This is a genomic window from Pantoea sp. MBLJ3, assembly GCF_000816655.1.
Taxonomy (GTDB): domain Bacteria; phylum Pseudomonadota; class Gammaproteobacteria; order Enterobacterales; family Enterobacteriaceae; genus Pantoea; species Pantoea eucalypti.
Map to the genome: position 1 here is coordinate 28,302 of NZ_JSUT01000003.1, position 15,634 is coordinate 43,935.

A 15,634-nucleotide genomic window follows, 5' to 3' on the forward strand; every position below is an offset into this window, starting at 1 on the left:
GCAACGCTAACCCTATGCCGCCTCACTCGCGCGTGATGCAGGCTGAGGGGCTTTCTCTGGCACCGGTACTGCCAGTGCCTCCGGCTCAAACTCATCGACGTTAATCGAACGCAGACGGCTGACTTCGGCACGCTGCAACACTTCCGCCTCTTTGGCATCAATCCAGCCCTGATCCAGCGCACGCTTCGCCAGCGCGTCCAGACGGGTAAAGGAGAGGTGCTGCTTCGTCTGTTTGCACAGCCTGTCATGAATCACTTCTGCCGCCATCACATCCTGCAGCGCCTGTTCCAGCTGACCGGCAGGGTTATGTTTACTCGGCGTCAGGTACATGCCACGGCCCAGTCGGCTGCGGGTGGCTGACGGCTGCTGCAGCATTTTTGCCAGCTGATGATCAAGACGGTCAGACGGAGCAGGGCAGTGATGACCGCCAGCGAAAATCGTCATCCGCAAGGCGCCCGCCACCAGACGGTTCGGGAAGTTACGCAGCAGATCGTCAATAGCCACTTCTGCCTGATGCAGTGCATCCTGTACGCCCCAGTGAACCAGCGGCAGATCGGCTTCGTTGCGACCTTCATCGTCATAGCGTTTCAGGGTTGCGGAGGCCAGATAGAGCTGACTCAACACATCGCCCAGACGCGCCGAGATACGCTCGCGACGTTTCAGGCTGCCACCCAGCACCGCCATCGACACATCAGAGAGCAACGCCAGGTTGGCACTGATGCGGTTCAGGTGCTGGTAATAACGGCGGGTGCCATCGCGGGTCGGGCTGGCGCTGGTGCGCCCGGCAGTTAAGCCCAGCCACAGGCTGCGCATCGTGCTGCTGCCCACATGACCGATATGGCTGAACAGCGCCTGATCAAACGCATTCACATCGTTGCTGGCTGCCGCCGCCATCTCCTGCAGCACATAAGGATGGCAGCGAATTGCGCCCTGACCAAAGATAATCATGCTGCGCGTCAGAATGTTCGCGCCTTCCACGGTGATAGCGATCGGCGCACCCTGATAGGCACGGGCCAGGAAGTTACTGTTCCCGAGCATAATGCCTTTACCGCCGGCAATATCCATAGCGTCGATAATGGCGCGCTGACCGCGATGGGTGCAGTGATATTTCACAATCGCCGACAGCACCGCCGGTTTTTCACCCTGCATAATGCCGGCTGTGATCAGCGTAGCGGCCGCATCCATCACATAAGCATTACCCGCAATGCGTGCCAGCGGCTCTTCAATCCCTTCCATCTTACCGATTGAGACGCGGAACTGGCGGCGGATATGGGCATAAGCACCTGTTGCCAGCGCCACACTTTTCAGGCTGCCGGTTGAGTTCGATGGCAGCGTAATGCCGCGACCCACTGACAGACACTCCACCAGCATCCGCCAGCCCTGGCCGGCCATTTCCGGACCGCCGATAATATAGTCAATCGGCACAAATATATCGTTGCCGCGTGTCGGCCCGTTCTGGAACGGCACGTTAAGCGGGAAGTGGCGATGGCCAATTTCCACACCGGGCGTGTTGGTCGGAATCAGCGCACAGGTAATACCAGGATTTTCGTTGTCGCTGAGCAGATGATCCGGGTCGGAAAGTTTAAACGCCAGGCCCAGCACGGTGGCGATCGGTGCCAGTGTAATGTAGCGCTTGTTCCAGGTCAGGCGCATACCCAGCACCTGCTGACCTTTCCATTCGCCCATGCAGACGACGCCAGTATCGGGGATCGCGCCGGCATCTGAACCTGCTTCCGGGCTGGTCAGCGCAAAGCAGGGGATCTCATCGCCGCGTGCCAGCCGGGGCAGGTAATGATTTTTCTGCTCTTCGGTGCCGTAGTGCTGCAGCAGTTCGCCCGGACCCAGTGAGTTAGGCACACCCACAGTAATCGCCAGAATCCCGGAGACGCCCGACAGCTTTTGCAGCACACAGGCTTGTGCATAGGCAGAGAAATCGAGGCCGCCATACTCTTTTTTAATGATCATCGCGAAGAAACGATGCTCTTTCAGATATGCCCAGAGTTCCGGCGGCATATCGGCCAGCTCATGGGTGATCTGGAAATCGTTGGCCATGCGGCACGCTTCTTCGACCGGGCCATCAAGAAAGGCCTGCTCCTCGGCAGTCAGGCGTGGCTGAGGATAGTTGTGCAGCTTCTGCCAGTCCGGTTTACCCTGGAACAGATCGCCTTCCCACCAGGTGGTACCCGCATCGATGGCCTCTTTCTCGGTGCGCGACATCGGCGGCATTACTTTCTGGAAGCGCTGAAAGATCGGCGTTGAAAAGAGGCTGCGGCGCAGCGACGGCAGGTTAAACGGCAGCAGAATGATCGCCAGTGGCAGCAGCAGCCATGGCGTCCAGAGATGCGCAACAGCCATCGCCGCAGTCCACAGCAACAGAATGGCGCTGCTGAGCCGTAACGACAGGCGGTGGTAGAATAGGGCGCCAATCAGCGCCACCGTGGCAAGTATCGAAACAACCATCATAATGAACCGCTCCAAGTAGTAAGAGGTCTGACCTGTTATACAGAGAGGTTTAGAGCAGTTGAGAGCATTTATCAATTTGTTTACATCGCAATTACAACCTGCCTCACAAAAACCTGTTTTAGCCCATTTTTGCAGCACCTTCGGCAACAATATTCCGCGTTAGAGTCCGGACCGACGTGGCATGACGCTTTGCGCTGACCGGCCATTCCGTTAAACTTGCTGCGATTAACCTCTCCTAAAAAAGGACATCCCTATGTACCAGGACATCATCCGCTCTGAGCTCAATGAAGCTGCTGATACGCTGAATAAATTCCTCAGCGACGATGCCAATATCCATGCGATCCAGCGTGCTGCGGTACTGCTGGCTGACAGCTTTAAGGCTGGCGGAAAGGTGCTTTCGTGCGGTAACGGCGGTTCACATTGCGATGCGATGCACTTCGCCGAAGAGCTGACCGGTCGCTACCGTGAAAATCGTCCTGGCTATCCGGCGATTGCCATCTCTGATGTCAGCCATCTCTCCTGCGTCAGTAATGATTTTGGTTATGACTATGTCTTTTCGCGCTACATAGAAGCAGTAGGGCGTCCGGGCGATGTGCTGCTGGGCCTCTCAACCTCCGGTAACTCTGCCAATATCATTAAAGCGATTGAAGCTGCCCGTGCGCAGGGAATGAAAGTGATCACCCTGACCGGTAAAGATGGCGGTAAGATGGCAGGCAGTGCCGACATTGAAATCCGGGTGCCGCACTTTGGTTATGCCGATCGCATTCAGGAGATCCACATTAAAGTGATCCACATCCTCATGCTGCTGATCGAAAAAGAGATGGTGAAGTAACAGCGCTGGCCTCCCACAGAAGGAGGCCACTTAATCAGAGGCGGTAGCTATGTGCGAATTGCTCGGGATGAGCGCCAATGTTCCCACGGATATCTGTTTCAGCTTTACCGGACTGGTTCAGCGTGGCGGTGGGACCGGGCCTCACAAAGATGGCTGGGGCATTACCTTTTACGAAGATAAAGGTTGCCGTACGTTTAAAGATCCGCTGCCGAGCTTTAACTCACCGATTGCGCGTCTGGTGCAGGAATACCCGATAAAATCACATTCGGTGGTGGCGCATATCCGCCAGGCGAATCGTGGTCAGGTGTCGCTGGAAAACACCCATCCGTTTACCCGTGAGCTGTGGGGCCGTCACTGGACCTATGCGCACAACGGACAGCTCAAGGGGTATCGGCAACTGGAGACCGGCACATTCCGGCCGGTAGGCGAAACGGACAGCGAGAAGGCGTTTTGCTGGATCCTTCATCAGCTGGCGACGCGCTATCCACGCACGCCGGGCAACTGGCCTGCGGTGTTTCGTTTTATCGGGGAGCTGGCTGGCACGCTGCGGCAGAAGGGCGTGTTTAACATGCTGCTGTCAGACGGGCGATATCTGATGGCCTTTTGCTCCACCAACCTCTTCTGGATCACCCGTCGTGCACCCTTTGGCCGGGCGCAGTTACTGGATCAGGATGTGGAGGTTGATTTTCAGCAGCACACCACGCCGCATGACGTGGTGACGGTGATTGCTACGCAGCCACTGACGGCCAATGAAACCTGGCAGCGGATTGCGCCAGGTGAATGGGCGTTATTCTGCCTTGGAGAGCGCCAGGAATGAACGGGAGGCCGCTTCGGGACTGGCTAAAACCGGTGCCGGGCTGCTGTTCATCACATATTTACCGCTGGCGACGTTGACCGTCGGCGGCTGGTGATATTTAGCAAAATAAGCGTATCCGGGCTGGAGCTGCTGCCAGAAACTGGCATCGCTGGAGTAGCGGTGACGCTGCATGTTGCTGTCAGTCATGCGGAACGGATAGATGCTGATGCTGACATCCTGCTGGCCATTACGCAGCGCCGCGTTCACATAAGTAAAAATCTCATCCATATAGGCGTTCGTCATGGCATAGCAGCCAATTGACTTACAGTCGCCATGAATCATCAGGTAGTTGCCGCTGTAGCCCTGATTACGATCGAACTGATTCGGGAAGCCAATGTTGATCGCGCGATAAAAACGGCTATCCGGCTTCAGCTGATTCAGCTTCACGTTGTAAAAACCTTCCGGGCTTTTGAAATCGCCTTCACGGCGTTTCGGGCCGAGGCCGCCAGAAAAGTTACAGATGCGGTAGGTATCCAGCAGGCGGTATTCATTACCGATTTTGCCGTAGAGTTCGAGGGTGCGTTCTTCCTTGAAGATCTGGATATAGACCGGGGTACCCAGTAACTGTTTCTTTAATTCTTTGCTGACCGGAGCCGCTGTCTGGACGGGTTCGGGTGTCATTGCCATGCTGAGGGCTGGCAGTAAAATCATCGCAAACAGGAGTGCGATTTTGCCCATGCTGTGTATACCTTGAGGTGAATAGAACATGACGCAAATTGTGCGTCTCTGTTTGCATTATCGGAACTGTCCGCTATCGCAGCGCAACATTAAACATTGTCTGTTTTTTTAGCAAGACGCTGGCAGCCAGATTCGCGATTTACTGAAGGATATTCGGCCACAAATTTGTAAACTTTAATTGTGGGCGCGACAAATATTGCAGTTACCCCTGCCAACTGTATACTTATCCAGTGCCGGAGGGGGTATGCGTAAAATCATTCATGTCGATATGGACTGCTTCTATGCCGCGGTGGAGATGCGTGATAATCCCCAGCTGCGCGACATCCCGATCGCGATTGGTGGCAGCCGTGAACGTCGTGGCGTCATCAGCACCGCCAACTATCCGGCCCGCAAATATGGCGTGCGCAGCGCGATGCCAACTGGCATGGCCCTCAAGTTATGCCCGCATCTCCGTTTGTTGCCAGGACGTTTCGATGCCTACAAAGAAGCCTCCGCACAAATTCGCGACATCTTTACCCGCTACACCCCGCTGATTGAACCGCTCTCCCTTGATGAAGCCTATCTGGATGTCACCGACAGCCCGCACTGTCACGGCTCTGCCACACTGATGGCGCAGGCGATCCGCGCCACCATCTACCGTGAAACCGGGCTGACCGCTTCAGCGGGCATCGCGCCGATTAAGTTTCTTGCAAAGATCGCCTCTGACCTGAATAAGCCCGATGGGCAGTTCGTGATTACGCCGCCGGAGATGGCCGGTTTTTTGCTGACGCTGCCGCTGGCGAAGATCCCCGGTGTTGGCAAAGTCTCGGCCAAAAAGCTGGAGGAGATGGGGCTGGTGACCTGCGGTGACGTGCAGAAGGCCGATCTGGCGCTACTGTTAAAGCGCTTTGGTAAGTTTGGCCGGGTGCTGTGGGAGCGCAGCAATGGCATTGATGACCGCAGCGTCATTGTGGAGCGCGAGCGTAAATCGCTGGGGGTGGAACGCACGCTGGCAGAAGATATCAGCGACTGGGATGCCTGCCTGGAGATAATCGATTTTCTCTATGCCGAGCTGGATCGCCGGCTGACGCAGATCCGACCCGACAGGCAGGTGGCGCGTCAGGGCGTTAAACTCAAGTTCAGTGATTTTCAGCAGACGACCCAGGAGCATATCTGGCCGGTACTGAATAAAGAAGACATGATTGCCATCGCCCGGAAAACCTGGGATGAGCGTCGTGCCGGGCGCGGCGTGCGGCTGGTGGGACTGCATGTCACCATGGTCGATCCCCAGCTTGAGCGTCAACTGCTGCTGGGTCTGTAACGGTCAGCCTCACCGGTCGGCAAGGCTGACGCCGGATTACTTCTTATATTTCGCCGCCAGGGTAGCAAACCACGGCGCGACGAAATCCTCATTGCTGCCCCAGCCCGGAATGATCTTGTTCAGCGACGCGACGTTCACCGCACCAGGCTGGCTGCCGAGCTGCTGCTGAGAGATCGATGCCGCTTTAAACTGGTAAGTCGCAGGCGTCTCTTCACCGGCAATCTTCTTCGCCACCAGCCGCATATTCACCGCGCCAATGGTTTTAGGGTCGACGGCCACCGTCTGCATCCACGGGCTGTTCTTCTCACGCATCAGCTGCAAATCCTGATTCGAGACATCAATGCTGTAGAGCTTGATCTCGGTCCGGCCATTCTCCTGCAGCGCTTTGTAAGCGCCCTGGCTGAAGGCATCCCAGGCACCCCAGATTGCGTCTATTTTGCCTTTCGGGTATTTCGCCAGAATCGCACCAATTTTGTTGGCGGTGTCGCCCTGTACGTCCGTTGAAACTGCGCCAATCGACTCCAGCTGATGAATGCCCGGGTTCTCTTTCAGCAGTTTTTCATACACCACCTGACGGCGTTCCATCGGCGGGAAACCGGCAACCCACAGCTTGACGATGTTCGCCTTGCCGTTGAAATCATGGATAAGCTGACCCAGCGACAGCTGCGCCAGTGAGGCGTCATCCTGCGCGGTGACGGTGACGCCCGGAATCGGACTATCTACCGGCGTATCAAACACTGACAGCTTGATGCCCGCATCGGCAATGCGCTTCACCAGGCCGCTGGCGTAGGGCGCTTTACCGTGCGACAGCACGATGCCGTCATATTTCTGGCTGATCGCCTGATTCACGAAATCCTGGAAGCGCGCATCGTCGCCGTTGCTCAGGAAGGTGCTGACTTTAAAGCCCAGCTGGCGCCCCTGTTGAATGGCACCAGCAACAAACTGGGTGGTGTTGTCATCGGAACCAAGGTTGCGGATCACCGCAATACGGATCGGGCCATCATGGCTGGCGATAGCCGCAGGCACCGGCGTGACGGTCTCCGCGAAGGCAGCGCTGGCGTTCAGCAGGCTCAGGGCCAGCAGCGAGAGTGTTATTTTTTGCATTGTTATCAACTCCGGTAAACGCGCCTCAGCGGCGCTGGATATAGGTGATCGCCAGTGCTAAAGCCAGCACCAGCCCTTTAATAATGTCCATCGCGTAGTAGGGAACAGAGAGCATCACCAGACCGTTCTGCAGCACGCCGAGAATCACCGCGCCGACCAGCGTGCCAAGCGCATTGGGCTTGCCGGAGCCGGCCAGCGAGAAGCCGATCCATGCCGCCGCGACAGCGTCCATCAGGTAGCCGCTTCCGGCGTTAACCTGCGATGAACCGATACGCGAGGCGAGCAGGATGCCGCCCAGACCGGCCAGCAGTGAGGCGATCACATAAGCCAGCACCCGATAACGGGTGGTGCGGATGCCGGAGAGGCGCGCCGCTTCCGGATTGCCACCCAGCGCGTACATCCGGCGACCATGTTTGGTCAGAGACAGCGCCAGCTGCGCGGCGACGGTCACCACCAGCATGATGATGACAATGGTTGGCACCTGGCCGAGCAGGCCAAACGTCGCCGGAATAGTGCCTTCCGCCATATCACCGCTCGGCAGCACCATGTTCTCAGTGATCGATCCGCCAAAACTGTAGGTCATCGCCACACCCTGAATCACAAACAGCGTCGCCAGCGTCGCCAGCATGTCGGGGATACGCAGGATCACAATCAGGAAGGCGTTAAACAGACCGACCAGCGTGCAAAGCGCCAGGGTAATCAGGATCGCGGTGGTGGTGCCGAAGCCGTACCAGACAAACAGTGAAATCACTAACGCATTCGCCAGTGAGGCGGTCGAGCCGACCGACAGATCAAAGCCGCCCACGGTCAGTGATATCGATACGCCAATCGCAATCACCGTAACAATGGCAATCGATCGCAGAATATTGATGATGTTATTGGGTTCAAGGAAGCTGTCGGAGGCCAGGCCAAAGGCGGCAATCAGGATCACTACCGTGAGCAACATGCCCCATTTGTAGAGAAAGTCGAACAACTGGTGACGCCATGGCGAGGGGGTCAGGTTCAGGCTGGTTTCTTTGCTGCTCACGCAGGGGTTCCTCCGGTGGAATAGAGCAAAAGCGTCTCTTCAGTGACGTCGCGTGCAGCCAGCTCGGCCACGATGCGTCCATCCCAGAGCACGCAAATCCGGTCGCATAAGCCGACCAGTTCAGAAAATTCACCCGACGCGTAAATAATGCCTTTCCCTTCGCGCGCCAGGTTATCGATCAGGGTGAACAGCTCGGTTTTGGCTTTAATGTCCACGCCTTTGGTCGGCTCATCGAAGATCAGCACATCCGCGTTGTTGCGCAGCCATTTGCCAATGGCCACCTTTTGCTGGTTGCCGCCGGAGAGACGTCGCAGTGTCTGTGCCGGACCGGTGGTGCGCACCTGCAATTGCCGTATAACCTGTTCTGCCCAGCGCCACGCCTGGCGATGACCAAACAGGCTCCAGCGCGAAAAGCTGTCGTCGGCGCTGACGCTGAGGTTCATTGCGACGGATTCATCAATAAAGATCCCCTCTTTGCGACGCTCTTCCGGCACCAGCGCCATACGACGACTGACCGAGTCGTGCGGCGAACGGGGTCGCCACGGCTGACCGTGCAGTTCACCGCCACTGACGCGGCTTTTGCTGGCACCAAACAGCGCTTTGCAGAGCTCGGTTTTGCCGGCACCGGCCAGTCCGGCAATCCCCAGAATTTCACCTTTATGCAGCCGCAGCGAGATATCCTGCAGCAGCTGCTCATCGTGCAATCCTTCCACCGTCAGCAGCAGCGGCTGTGCCTGTTGTTCACGGCGGGCCGGGAAGATATCGGTCAGCTGATGGCCGAGCATCTTCTCCACGATCTGTTCACCGCTCAGCGCCGCCATCGGGCCGGTTTCGATTAACCGGCCATCACGCAGCACCGTCAGCTGGTCGCAGATCGCTTTGAGTTCATGGATACGGTGAGAGATAAACACCACGCCGATACCGCTTGCTTTAAGACGACGCACCACGGCAAATAGCCGCTCGCTTTCGTGCTGATCCAGCGGGGCAGTGGGTTCGTCGAGAATCAGGAAGCGGCAGTGATGCGACAGCGCCCGCGCCAGCAGTATTTGCTGTTTTTCCGCCAGGGTGCAGCGCTCCACCAGCCGGTTAACGTCCAGCGCCACGTCGAGCTGAGCCAGTAAGGCCCGGGCCTGACGGCGAATCTCGCCCCAGCGATAGCGGTGGCCTGGCTCTGCCAGCCGATCCAGCAGAATGTTTTCCGCCACGCTGAGCTGCGGTACCAGGGCGACATCCACTTCCTGCTGAACCAGATGGATACCCAGCTGTTTCGCGTCACGCGGGGTGCGGATAGAAACCGGCTCCCCATCCAGCAGGATCTCGCCGCTGTAGTGACTGTGCGCGCCGGAAAGGATCGCCATCAGCGTTGACTTGCCCGCGCCGTTAGCGCCGGTCAGTGCATGTATCGAATGGCCGTCACTGCGGAAATCCACCGACGATAGCGCGGAAAAACCGCCAAAAGCGATGGAGATATTACGCATCTCAAGGCAGTTTACCCCTGGCATGTGATGACTCTCCTGAATAAACACTGGCCGCATTTTTTCCTGAACCTTCAGGCGCGGCAACAGCCGAAAGCGCATAAGCTAGCACAAAATCTTATTAGCCATCCAGACATCTGGACATAATGGCGGCTGTGACCAGCGAAGCGTGAGAACGTGGCGGAATAGTAGGGGAAAGCGCGAAAAAGGTAGCGAATTATGCTGGTGAAAAGTCACAGGCATAAAAAAACCAGGCCGGAGCCTGGTTGACTTTTTTTGTGACAGAATTACTTTTCTGGCACCACATTCAGCAGGGTGGTCAGCAGTTTCCAGTAAAGACCCACGCTTTCGATGTGAACCTGCTCATCCGGCGAGTGCGGCCCGGTGATGGTTGGCCCAATCGAGACCATATCCATGTCCGGATACGGCTTTTTGAACAGACCACACTCCAGACCGGCGTGAATCACCTGAATGTTAGGGGTTTTATCAAACAGCGCGATGTAGGTCTGACGGGTCAGCGCCATGATGGCGGAGTCTGCATCCGGCTGCCAGCCTGGGTAGCCGCCTTTCGCTTTCGTCTGCGCGCCGGCCAGCTGGCCCAGCGAGGTCAGCATCTGCACCACATAATCACGGCCGGTGTCGATCAGCGAACGAATCAGGCAGTTGATCTCTGCGTGATCGGCTTCCATCGTTACTACACCGATATTCAGTGAGGTTTCGACCACGCCTTTCGCCACGTCTGAATTGCGGATCACGCCGTTTGGCGTGCTGTTCAGCAGGTTCAGGAAGCGATCGCGGCTGTCAGTGCTCAGGGCATCGCCCTGATGCGCCAGCGGCTCGGTGACCAGTGCAATGTTCGGCTCTTTGATGCCGTGCTCGTTTTTGATGGCGCTCAGGAACTGCGCTGCCGCTGATTTCAGCGCATCTGCTTTGTGGCTTTCTACCGCGACGGTAGCGAAGGCTTCACGCGGAATTGCATTACGCAGCGTACCGCCGCTGAACGCCAGCAGACGCAGATCCAGTTCAGCCGCGTGGGCCGCCAGGAATCGCGCCAGCAGTTTGTTAGCGTTGCCCAGGCCCATATGAATATCGGCACCGGAGTGACCGCCACGCAGCCCTTTCAGCGTCAGTTTCAGGGTCTGGAACTCAGCAGGCACGGCTTCACGGGTCAGCGGCAGGGTGGAGACGAAATCGATACCGCCTGCGCAACCCATATAGATCTCACCTTCCTCTTCAGAGTCGGTGTTGATCAGGATCTCAGCCTGCAGCCAGTTGGGTTGCAGACCGAAAGCGCCATCCATGCCGGTCTCTTCGGTCATGGTCAGCAGCACTTCCAGCGGACCATGCGTCAGGCTGTTATCAGCCAGTACCGCCAGCGCAGAAGCCATGCCGATGCCGTTGTCGGCGCCCAGCGTGGTGCCGCGCGCTTTCACCCACTCGCCATCAATCCACGGCTGAATAGGATCTTTGGTGAAGTCATGAACGGTGTCGTTATTTTTCTGCGGCACCATATCCAGATGCGCCTGCAGCGCGACCGGAGTACGGTTTTCCATGCCTGCAGTGGCGGGCTTACGAATCAGGATGTTGCCGACCTGATCGCGCTCACACCAGAAGCCCTGCTCTTTAGCCCAGCCAGTGATGTAGTTCGCCAGCGCTTCTTCGTGAAAAGAGGGATGGGGAATAGAGCAGATCTTAGCGAAAATATCCCACAGCGGCTGTGGAGAGAGTTGAGACAATTCAGACACGACAGGTCTCCTGTGTCAGTGTACCGGCGAGGCCGGACATCGCGAGTTTCCAGTGAAAAATCGCCGTCAGAGAATCTGACGAGCCAGTCCTGAGAATATCACTGTTTTTTACCGGGTGCGCTCTCAGACGCGCTAAAAAGCCGCAACCGGCGCACGGGTGCTGGTTTTTAGTGCGTCAACTCCTTATAATCTCGCGCAACCTTTTCCCCGTTGCACATTTTTACGCCACCTCGGTTGGCTGGGATTTCTATTTATGAGCGAAAAATACGTCGTTACCTGGGACATGCTTCAGATTCATGCCCGCAAACTGGCCCAGCGTCTGCTCCCTGTTGAACAGTGGACAGGCATTATCGCGGTGAGCCGCGGCGGTCTGGTACCGGCTTCGCTGCTGGCACGTGAACTGGGTATCCGCTACGTTGATACCGTCTGCATCTCCAGCTATGACCACGATCATCAGCGTGAAATGAAAGTCCTGAAGCGCGCAGAAGGCGACGGTGAAGGCTTTATCGTAATCGACGACCTGGTCGATACGGGCGGCACCGCGCAGGCGATTCGCGAAATGTATCCGAAAGCGCGTTTCTGCACCATTTTCGCTAAACCCGCCGGTCGTTCACTGGTTGATGATTACATCGTCGATATTCCGCAGGATACCTGGATCGAGCAGCCGTGGGATATGGGTGTCGTTTATATCCCGCCGATTGTAAAAAACTGATTGATATACATCAGACAACGCCCGGTTTTCCGGGCGTTGTGCATTCTGAGCCTCGCACCCCGAATTGCCGTACAGTACACTTAGCCATCGCCGTTCTGTTGCAGGAGAAGTGAGTATGTCGAGCAAAAATCTCAGCGAGGAGCTATTCAAGCCGCGCTTTAAACATCCTGAAACCTCTTCCCTGGTTCGCCGCCAACATCACGCTACCCCGAATGTCCACTCTGCCCTGGAGGGTGACAGCCAGCGCGGCTGGTATCGCATGCTGAATAAGCTGATGTGGACATGGCGAGGCCTGACGCCGCAGGAGATCAGTGAAGTGCTGGCACGTATTGCCATCAGCAACGCTGAACATACTGATGAGACGCTGCTCGACACCGTGATTGGTTTTCGCGGCGGCAACTGGCATTTCGAATGGTCTAAGCAGGCGGGCATCTGGCAGCAGAAAGCGCTGGAGGCATCCGACGACAGCGAGGCGGGCGACGACTGGCTACATGCGGCCCATCTTTATAGCGTTGCGGCTTATCCCTATATAAAAGGCGATGAACTGGCTGACCAGGCACAGACGCTGGCCAATCGTGCCTATGAAGAGGCGACTCAGCGGTTGCCTGGCGAACTGAAAATCCTGACGTTTGCTATTCCGGGCGGCAGTCCGGTCAGCGGCTTTCTGCATATGCCGCCGGATGTTGAAGCGCCTTATCCCACCGTACTGTTTTGCGGCGCACTCGACTCGTTACAGAGCGATCACTATCGCCTGTTCCATGATTACCTTGCCCCGCGTGGCATTGCTATGCTGACAATTGATGTGCCGTCAGTGGGCAACTCGGTGAAATGGACGCTGAATCAGGACACCAGTTTTCTGCATCAGCAGGTGCTGCGCGATCTAATCAATGTGCCCTGGGTCGACCATACCCGCGTGGCGGCATTCGGTTATCGCTTTGGCGCTAACGTGGCCGTGCGGCTGGCCTATCTGGAATCGCAGCGGTTGCGTGGGGTCGCCTGTCTGGGCCCGATTGTGCATGCTCTGCTGACCCAGACGGCGTTGCAGGATGCGATCCCGGATATGTATATGGATATGCTGGCGAGCCGGCTGGGTATGGCCACCGCCTCCGACAGTGCGCTGCGCACTGAACTCAACCGCTATTCGCTTAAAACCCAGGGATTACTGGGCCGCCGGACGCCCACGCCGATGCTGTCGGGCTACTGGCAAAACGATCTCTTCAGCCCGGAAGAGGAGAGCAGGCTTATCGCAAACTCTTCCTCAGACGGCAAAGCGTTGCGAATTCCGGTGAAGCCGGTGATGGCCAGTTTTGATAAGGCGCTGAATGAAATTTGTAACTGGCTGGAGAAGCGTTTAAAAAGGTGACTGGCAAAATTTACAGTATTTGCTACAACTAGTAGCGGAATTCTTCCGGGCTGCCGCTAAGTGAAATATGACGTCATCGGGCCCATGCGGTGTAGCGTCGTGCTGGCCGTCCGGAAATCAAGGCTGTATAGCGGTCAAAACCTATGGAGAATCAGCATGACGTTACCAAGTGGTCATCCCCGCAGTCGCCTGCTTAAGCGCTTTACGGAGCTTGGGCCTTATATTCGCGATGGGAAATGTGGCGAAACCCGTTTCTTCTTCGACTGCCTGGCTGCCTGCGTCAATGTGAAACCGGCACCGGAATTGCGAGAGTTCTGGGGCTGGTGGATGGAGCTGGAAGCACAGGCTGACCACTTTACCTATGTCTACCATATCGGTCTGTTCGATAAAGAGGGTGACTGGTCGGTGGCAACCATTAAAGGGAAAGAGAACACGGCGCGCGTGGAAGAGACCTTACGGAATTTCCATACCCGTCTGAAAGCGATGCTGAAAGAGTTCGAGCTGGATCTGATCCCAGCCAGCGATTTCGATGAGAAACCGGTGAAGCTGAGCGCCTGATAGGGTAGTGTAGTGAAATAAAGACGAAAAAAATGGCGAGTTTAAAAACTCGCCATTTTAGTTGAAGTCTGACCCGCTGTTGGATCGAGCCTTCTCAGAGAACACGGTCAGATCGGAAAGACGCAAAAGCCGCCATCCATGGCACGCTCGGCCCGCGCCGTCCTGGCGCGGGACGCTTTCCTCTTCTGACCGTGTTCCCTGCGTGTTGAATTTATGCGTTGCTGCCAGCTCCAAATCTGCCCGGTTTGCGAGCCTGAAATCAGAACTGGTAAGTCACACCCATCGCCACAATGTCGTCGTTGTTAAGCGAAAGCGCATTGTCGTCATCCAGCTGGTTAATTTTGTAATCAACGAAGGCGGACATATTTTTGTTGAAGTAATAGGTCGCGCCCACATCGATATATTTCACCAGATCCGCATCGCCGATACCGTTTTCGATATCTTTGCCTTTGGTCTGTACATAACCGATTGACGGACGCAGGCCGAAATCAAACTGATACTGCGCCACCAGTTCGATGTTCTGCGCTTTGTTGGCTGCGCCCGCAACCGCTGCGCCTGTGGCACGGTTGGTACCGCTGATTGGCGTCATATTACGGGTATCGGTGTAGATTGCGGCCAGGTAGACACTGTTAGCATCATACTTCACGCCTGCGCCCCAGGAATCCGCACGGTCACCGCCACCATAAGCGCGCGCCTGTTGCTGGTTGGTGCGGTCAGATGAGGTGATGGCACTCATCAGGCTCACACCAGAATCACCCAGAGCATAGCCGAGAGACGCACCGTAGCCGTCGCCATTCTGACGGTTAATATCAGTACGGGTGTTGGTGCTGGACGCGTCATTTTTGCCCTGGTACTGCAGCGCAAATTTCAGGCCATCGACCAGACCAAAGAAGTTATTGTTACGATAAGTCGCAACACCGGTGGCGCGCTGTGTCATAAAGTTATCAGAGCGGGCTGTACCGTCACCGCCGAATTCCGGGAACACGTCAGTCCAGGCTTCAACGTCATACAGCACACCGTAGTTACGGCCATAATCTACCGAACCGTACTGAGAGAATTTCAGACCAGCAAATCCGAGGCGGGTTTTGTTGCCATTGTTGGCGTCACTACCTTCGGAGTTGTTAACGTTGTACTGATATTCCCACTGACCATAACCGGTCATCAGGTCGTTAATCTGTGTCTGACCCTTAAAGCCGATACGGGTATAGGACTTGTCTCCATCCTGGCTGGCATTATCGCTGATGTAGTGCTCAGCTTTAACTTTGCCGTACAAATCCAGTTTGTTGCCATCTTTGTTATAGATTTCGGCAGCCTGCGCGGCAGAAGCCAGCGTCAGCGTGGAGAGGAGCATGGCCAGTGTGCTTTTCTTCATTTGCTATCAATCCCAATGTGAACACCGTAAAAAAATGAAAGTTTTTGTAAAACACGGACTTTTTACCCGTCAGTGATGAACTTTTTATGACACTTTTCATGATTTCTTGTTAACCATGAACTTTTGGTCTACCTCCTTGTCCGCGTAAT

13 protein-coding genes are annotated in these 15,634 nt (G+C 56.1%); 6 read left to right on the forward strand and 7 right to left on the reverse strand.

What is annotated here, in order from left to right:
• Positions 1-12: 12 nt before the first annotated feature.
• Complete coding sequence (fadE, locus tag NP77_RS03195; RefSeq protein ID WP_003851151.1) at positions 13-2,463, reverse strand: acyl-CoA dehydrogenase FadE; 2,451 nt, start codon at positions 2,461-2,463, stop codon at positions 13-15.
• Positions 2,464-2,716: 253 nt separating this feature from the next.
• Here fadE and lpcA point away from each other — a divergent pair, with 253 nt between their 5' ends.
• Both lpcA and NP77_RS03205 read left to right on the forward strand, forming a co-directional pair.
• A complete protein-coding gene (gene lpcA, locus NP77_RS03200; RefSeq protein ID WP_003851153.1) occupies positions 2,717-3,295 on the forward strand; it encodes a D-sedoheptulose 7-phosphate isomerase in 579 nt (192 codons plus the stop codon).
• A 49-nt stretch (positions 3,296-3,344) separates the two neighbouring features.
• A complete protein-coding gene (locus NP77_RS03205; RefSeq protein ID WP_003851154.1) occupies positions 3,345-4,112 on the forward strand; it encodes a class II glutamine amidotransferase in 768 nt (255 codons plus the stop codon).
• On the opposite strand, the gene dpaA is transcribed toward NP77_RS03205, so the two are convergent.
• Positions 4,083-4,829 (reverse strand): peptidoglycan meso-diaminopimelic acid protein amidase, encoded by a 747-nt coding sequence (gene dpaA / locus NP77_RS03210; RefSeq protein ID WP_008924835.1) that lies wholly within the window; start codon positions 4,827-4,829, stop codon positions 4,083-4,085. The two genes, NP77_RS03205 and dpaA, sit on opposite strands and share 30 nt — an antisense overlap.
• A 244-nt stretch (positions 4,830-5,073) precedes the next feature.
• Between dpaA and dinB the strand changes: the two genes are divergently transcribed.
• Positions 5,074-6,129: a DNA polymerase IV gene (gene dinB / locus NP77_RS03215; protein ID WP_008924836.1), complete on the forward strand. Its 1,056-nt coding sequence runs from the start codon at positions 5,074-5,076 to the stop codon at positions 6,127-6,129.
• A 36-nt stretch (positions 6,130-6,165) separates the two neighbouring features.
• Here dinB and NP77_RS03220 read toward each other — a convergent pair whose 3' ends face one another.
• From NP77_RS03220 to pepD, 4 genes are all read right to left on the reverse strand, one after another.
• On the reverse strand, positions 6,166-7,233 hold the full coding sequence (locus NP77_RS03220) for a sugar ABC transporter substrate-binding protein (RefSeq protein ID WP_039659017.1): 1,068 nt from the start codon (positions 7,231-7,233) through the stop codon (positions 6,166-6,168).
• A 25-nt stretch (positions 7,234-7,258) separates the two neighbouring features.
• Complete coding sequence (locus NP77_RS03225) at positions 7,259-8,260, reverse strand: ABC transporter permease (protein WP_003851161.1); 1,002 nt, start codon at positions 8,258-8,260, stop codon at positions 7,259-7,261.
• Entirely contained in the window at positions 8,257-9,762 is a 1,506-nt protein-coding gene (locus NP77_RS03230) for a sugar ABC transporter ATP-binding protein (protein WP_039659281.1), read from the reverse strand. The genes NP77_RS03225 and NP77_RS03230 overlap by 4 nt, the downstream gene beginning before the upstream one ends.
• Before the next feature lie 260 nt (positions 9,763-10,022).
• Positions 10,023-11,480, reverse strand: a complete 1,458-nt coding sequence (gene pepD, locus NP77_RS03235) for a beta-Ala-His dipeptidase (RefSeq protein WP_003851169.1) — start codon at positions 11,478-11,480, stop codon at positions 10,023-10,025.
• Positions 11,481-11,733: 253 nt separating this feature from the next.
• Here pepD and gpt point away from each other — a divergent pair, with 253 nt between their 5' ends.
• From gpt to crl, 3 genes are all read left to right on the forward strand, one after another.
• Complete coding sequence (gpt, locus tag NP77_RS03240) at positions 11,734-12,192, forward strand: xanthine phosphoribosyltransferase (RefSeq protein ID WP_003851171.1); 459 nt, start codon at positions 11,734-11,736, stop codon at positions 12,190-12,192.
• 115 nt (positions 12,193-12,307) lie between these two features.
• Positions 12,308-13,555, forward strand: coding sequence for an esterase FrsA (gene frsA / locus NP77_RS03245; protein WP_039659019.1), 1,248 nt, complete (start codon positions 12,308-12,310; stop codon positions 13,553-13,555).
• A gap of 156 nt (positions 13,556-13,711) precedes the next feature.
• Positions 13,712-14,113 carry a sigma factor-binding protein Crl gene (gene crl / locus NP77_RS03250; RefSeq protein ID WP_003851176.1) on the forward strand — a complete coding sequence of 134 codons (402 nt, stop codon included), beginning with the start codon at positions 13,712-13,714 and terminating at the stop codon, positions 14,111-14,113.
• A gap of 259 nt (positions 14,114-14,372) precedes the next feature.
• Here crl and ompC read toward each other — a convergent pair whose 3' ends face one another.
• A complete protein-coding gene (ompC, locus tag NP77_RS03255; protein WP_003854421.1) occupies positions 14,373-15,485 on the reverse strand; it encodes a porin OmpC in 1,113 nt (370 codons plus the stop codon).
• Positions 15,486-15,634: the final 149 nt, after the last annotated feature.

What these genes read in the sequence shown, in the direction of transcription:
- dpaA (WP_008924835.1), bottom strand. Translation starts at nt 4,829, where the DNA reads ATGGGCAAAATCGCACTCCTGTTTGCGATGATTTTACTGCCAGCCCTC.
- dinB (WP_008924836.1), top strand. Translation starts at nt 5,074, where the DNA reads ATGCGTAAAATCATTCATGTCGATATGGACTGCTTCTATGCCGCGGTG.
- lpcA (WP_003851153.1), top strand. Translation starts at nt 2,717, where the DNA reads ATGTACCAGGACATCATCCGCTCTGAGCTCAATGAAGCTGCTGATACG.
- gpt (WP_003851171.1), top strand. Translation starts at nt 11,734, where the DNA reads ATGAGCGAAAAATACGTCGTTACCTGGGACATGCTTCAGATTCATGCC.
- NP77_RS03230 (WP_039659281.1), bottom strand. Translation starts at nt 9,762, where the DNA reads ATGCCAGGGGTAAACTGCCTTGAGATGCGTAATATCTCCATCGCTTTT.
- crl (WP_003851176.1), top strand. Translation starts at nt 13,712, where the DNA reads ATGACGTTACCAAGTGGTCATCCCCGCAGTCGCCTGCTTAAGCGCTTT.
- ompC (WP_003854421.1), bottom strand. Translation starts at nt 15,485, where the DNA reads ATGAAGAAAAGCACACTGGCCATGCTCCTCTCCACGCTGACGCTGGCT.
- NP77_RS03205 (WP_003851154.1), top strand. Translation starts at nt 3,345, where the DNA reads ATGTGCGAATTGCTCGGGATGAGCGCCAATGTTCCCACGGATATCTGT.
- frsA (WP_039659019.1), top strand. Translation starts at nt 12,308, where the DNA reads ATGTCGAGCAAAAATCTCAGCGAGGAGCTATTCAAGCCGCGCTTTAAA.
- fadE (WP_003851151.1), bottom strand. Translation starts at nt 2,463, where the DNA reads ATGATGGTTGTTTCGATACTTGCCACGGTGGCGCTGATTGGCGCCCTA.
- NP77_RS03220 (WP_039659017.1), bottom strand. Translation starts at nt 7,233, where the DNA reads ATGCAAAAAATAACACTCTCGCTGCTGGCCCTGAGCCTGCTGAACGCC.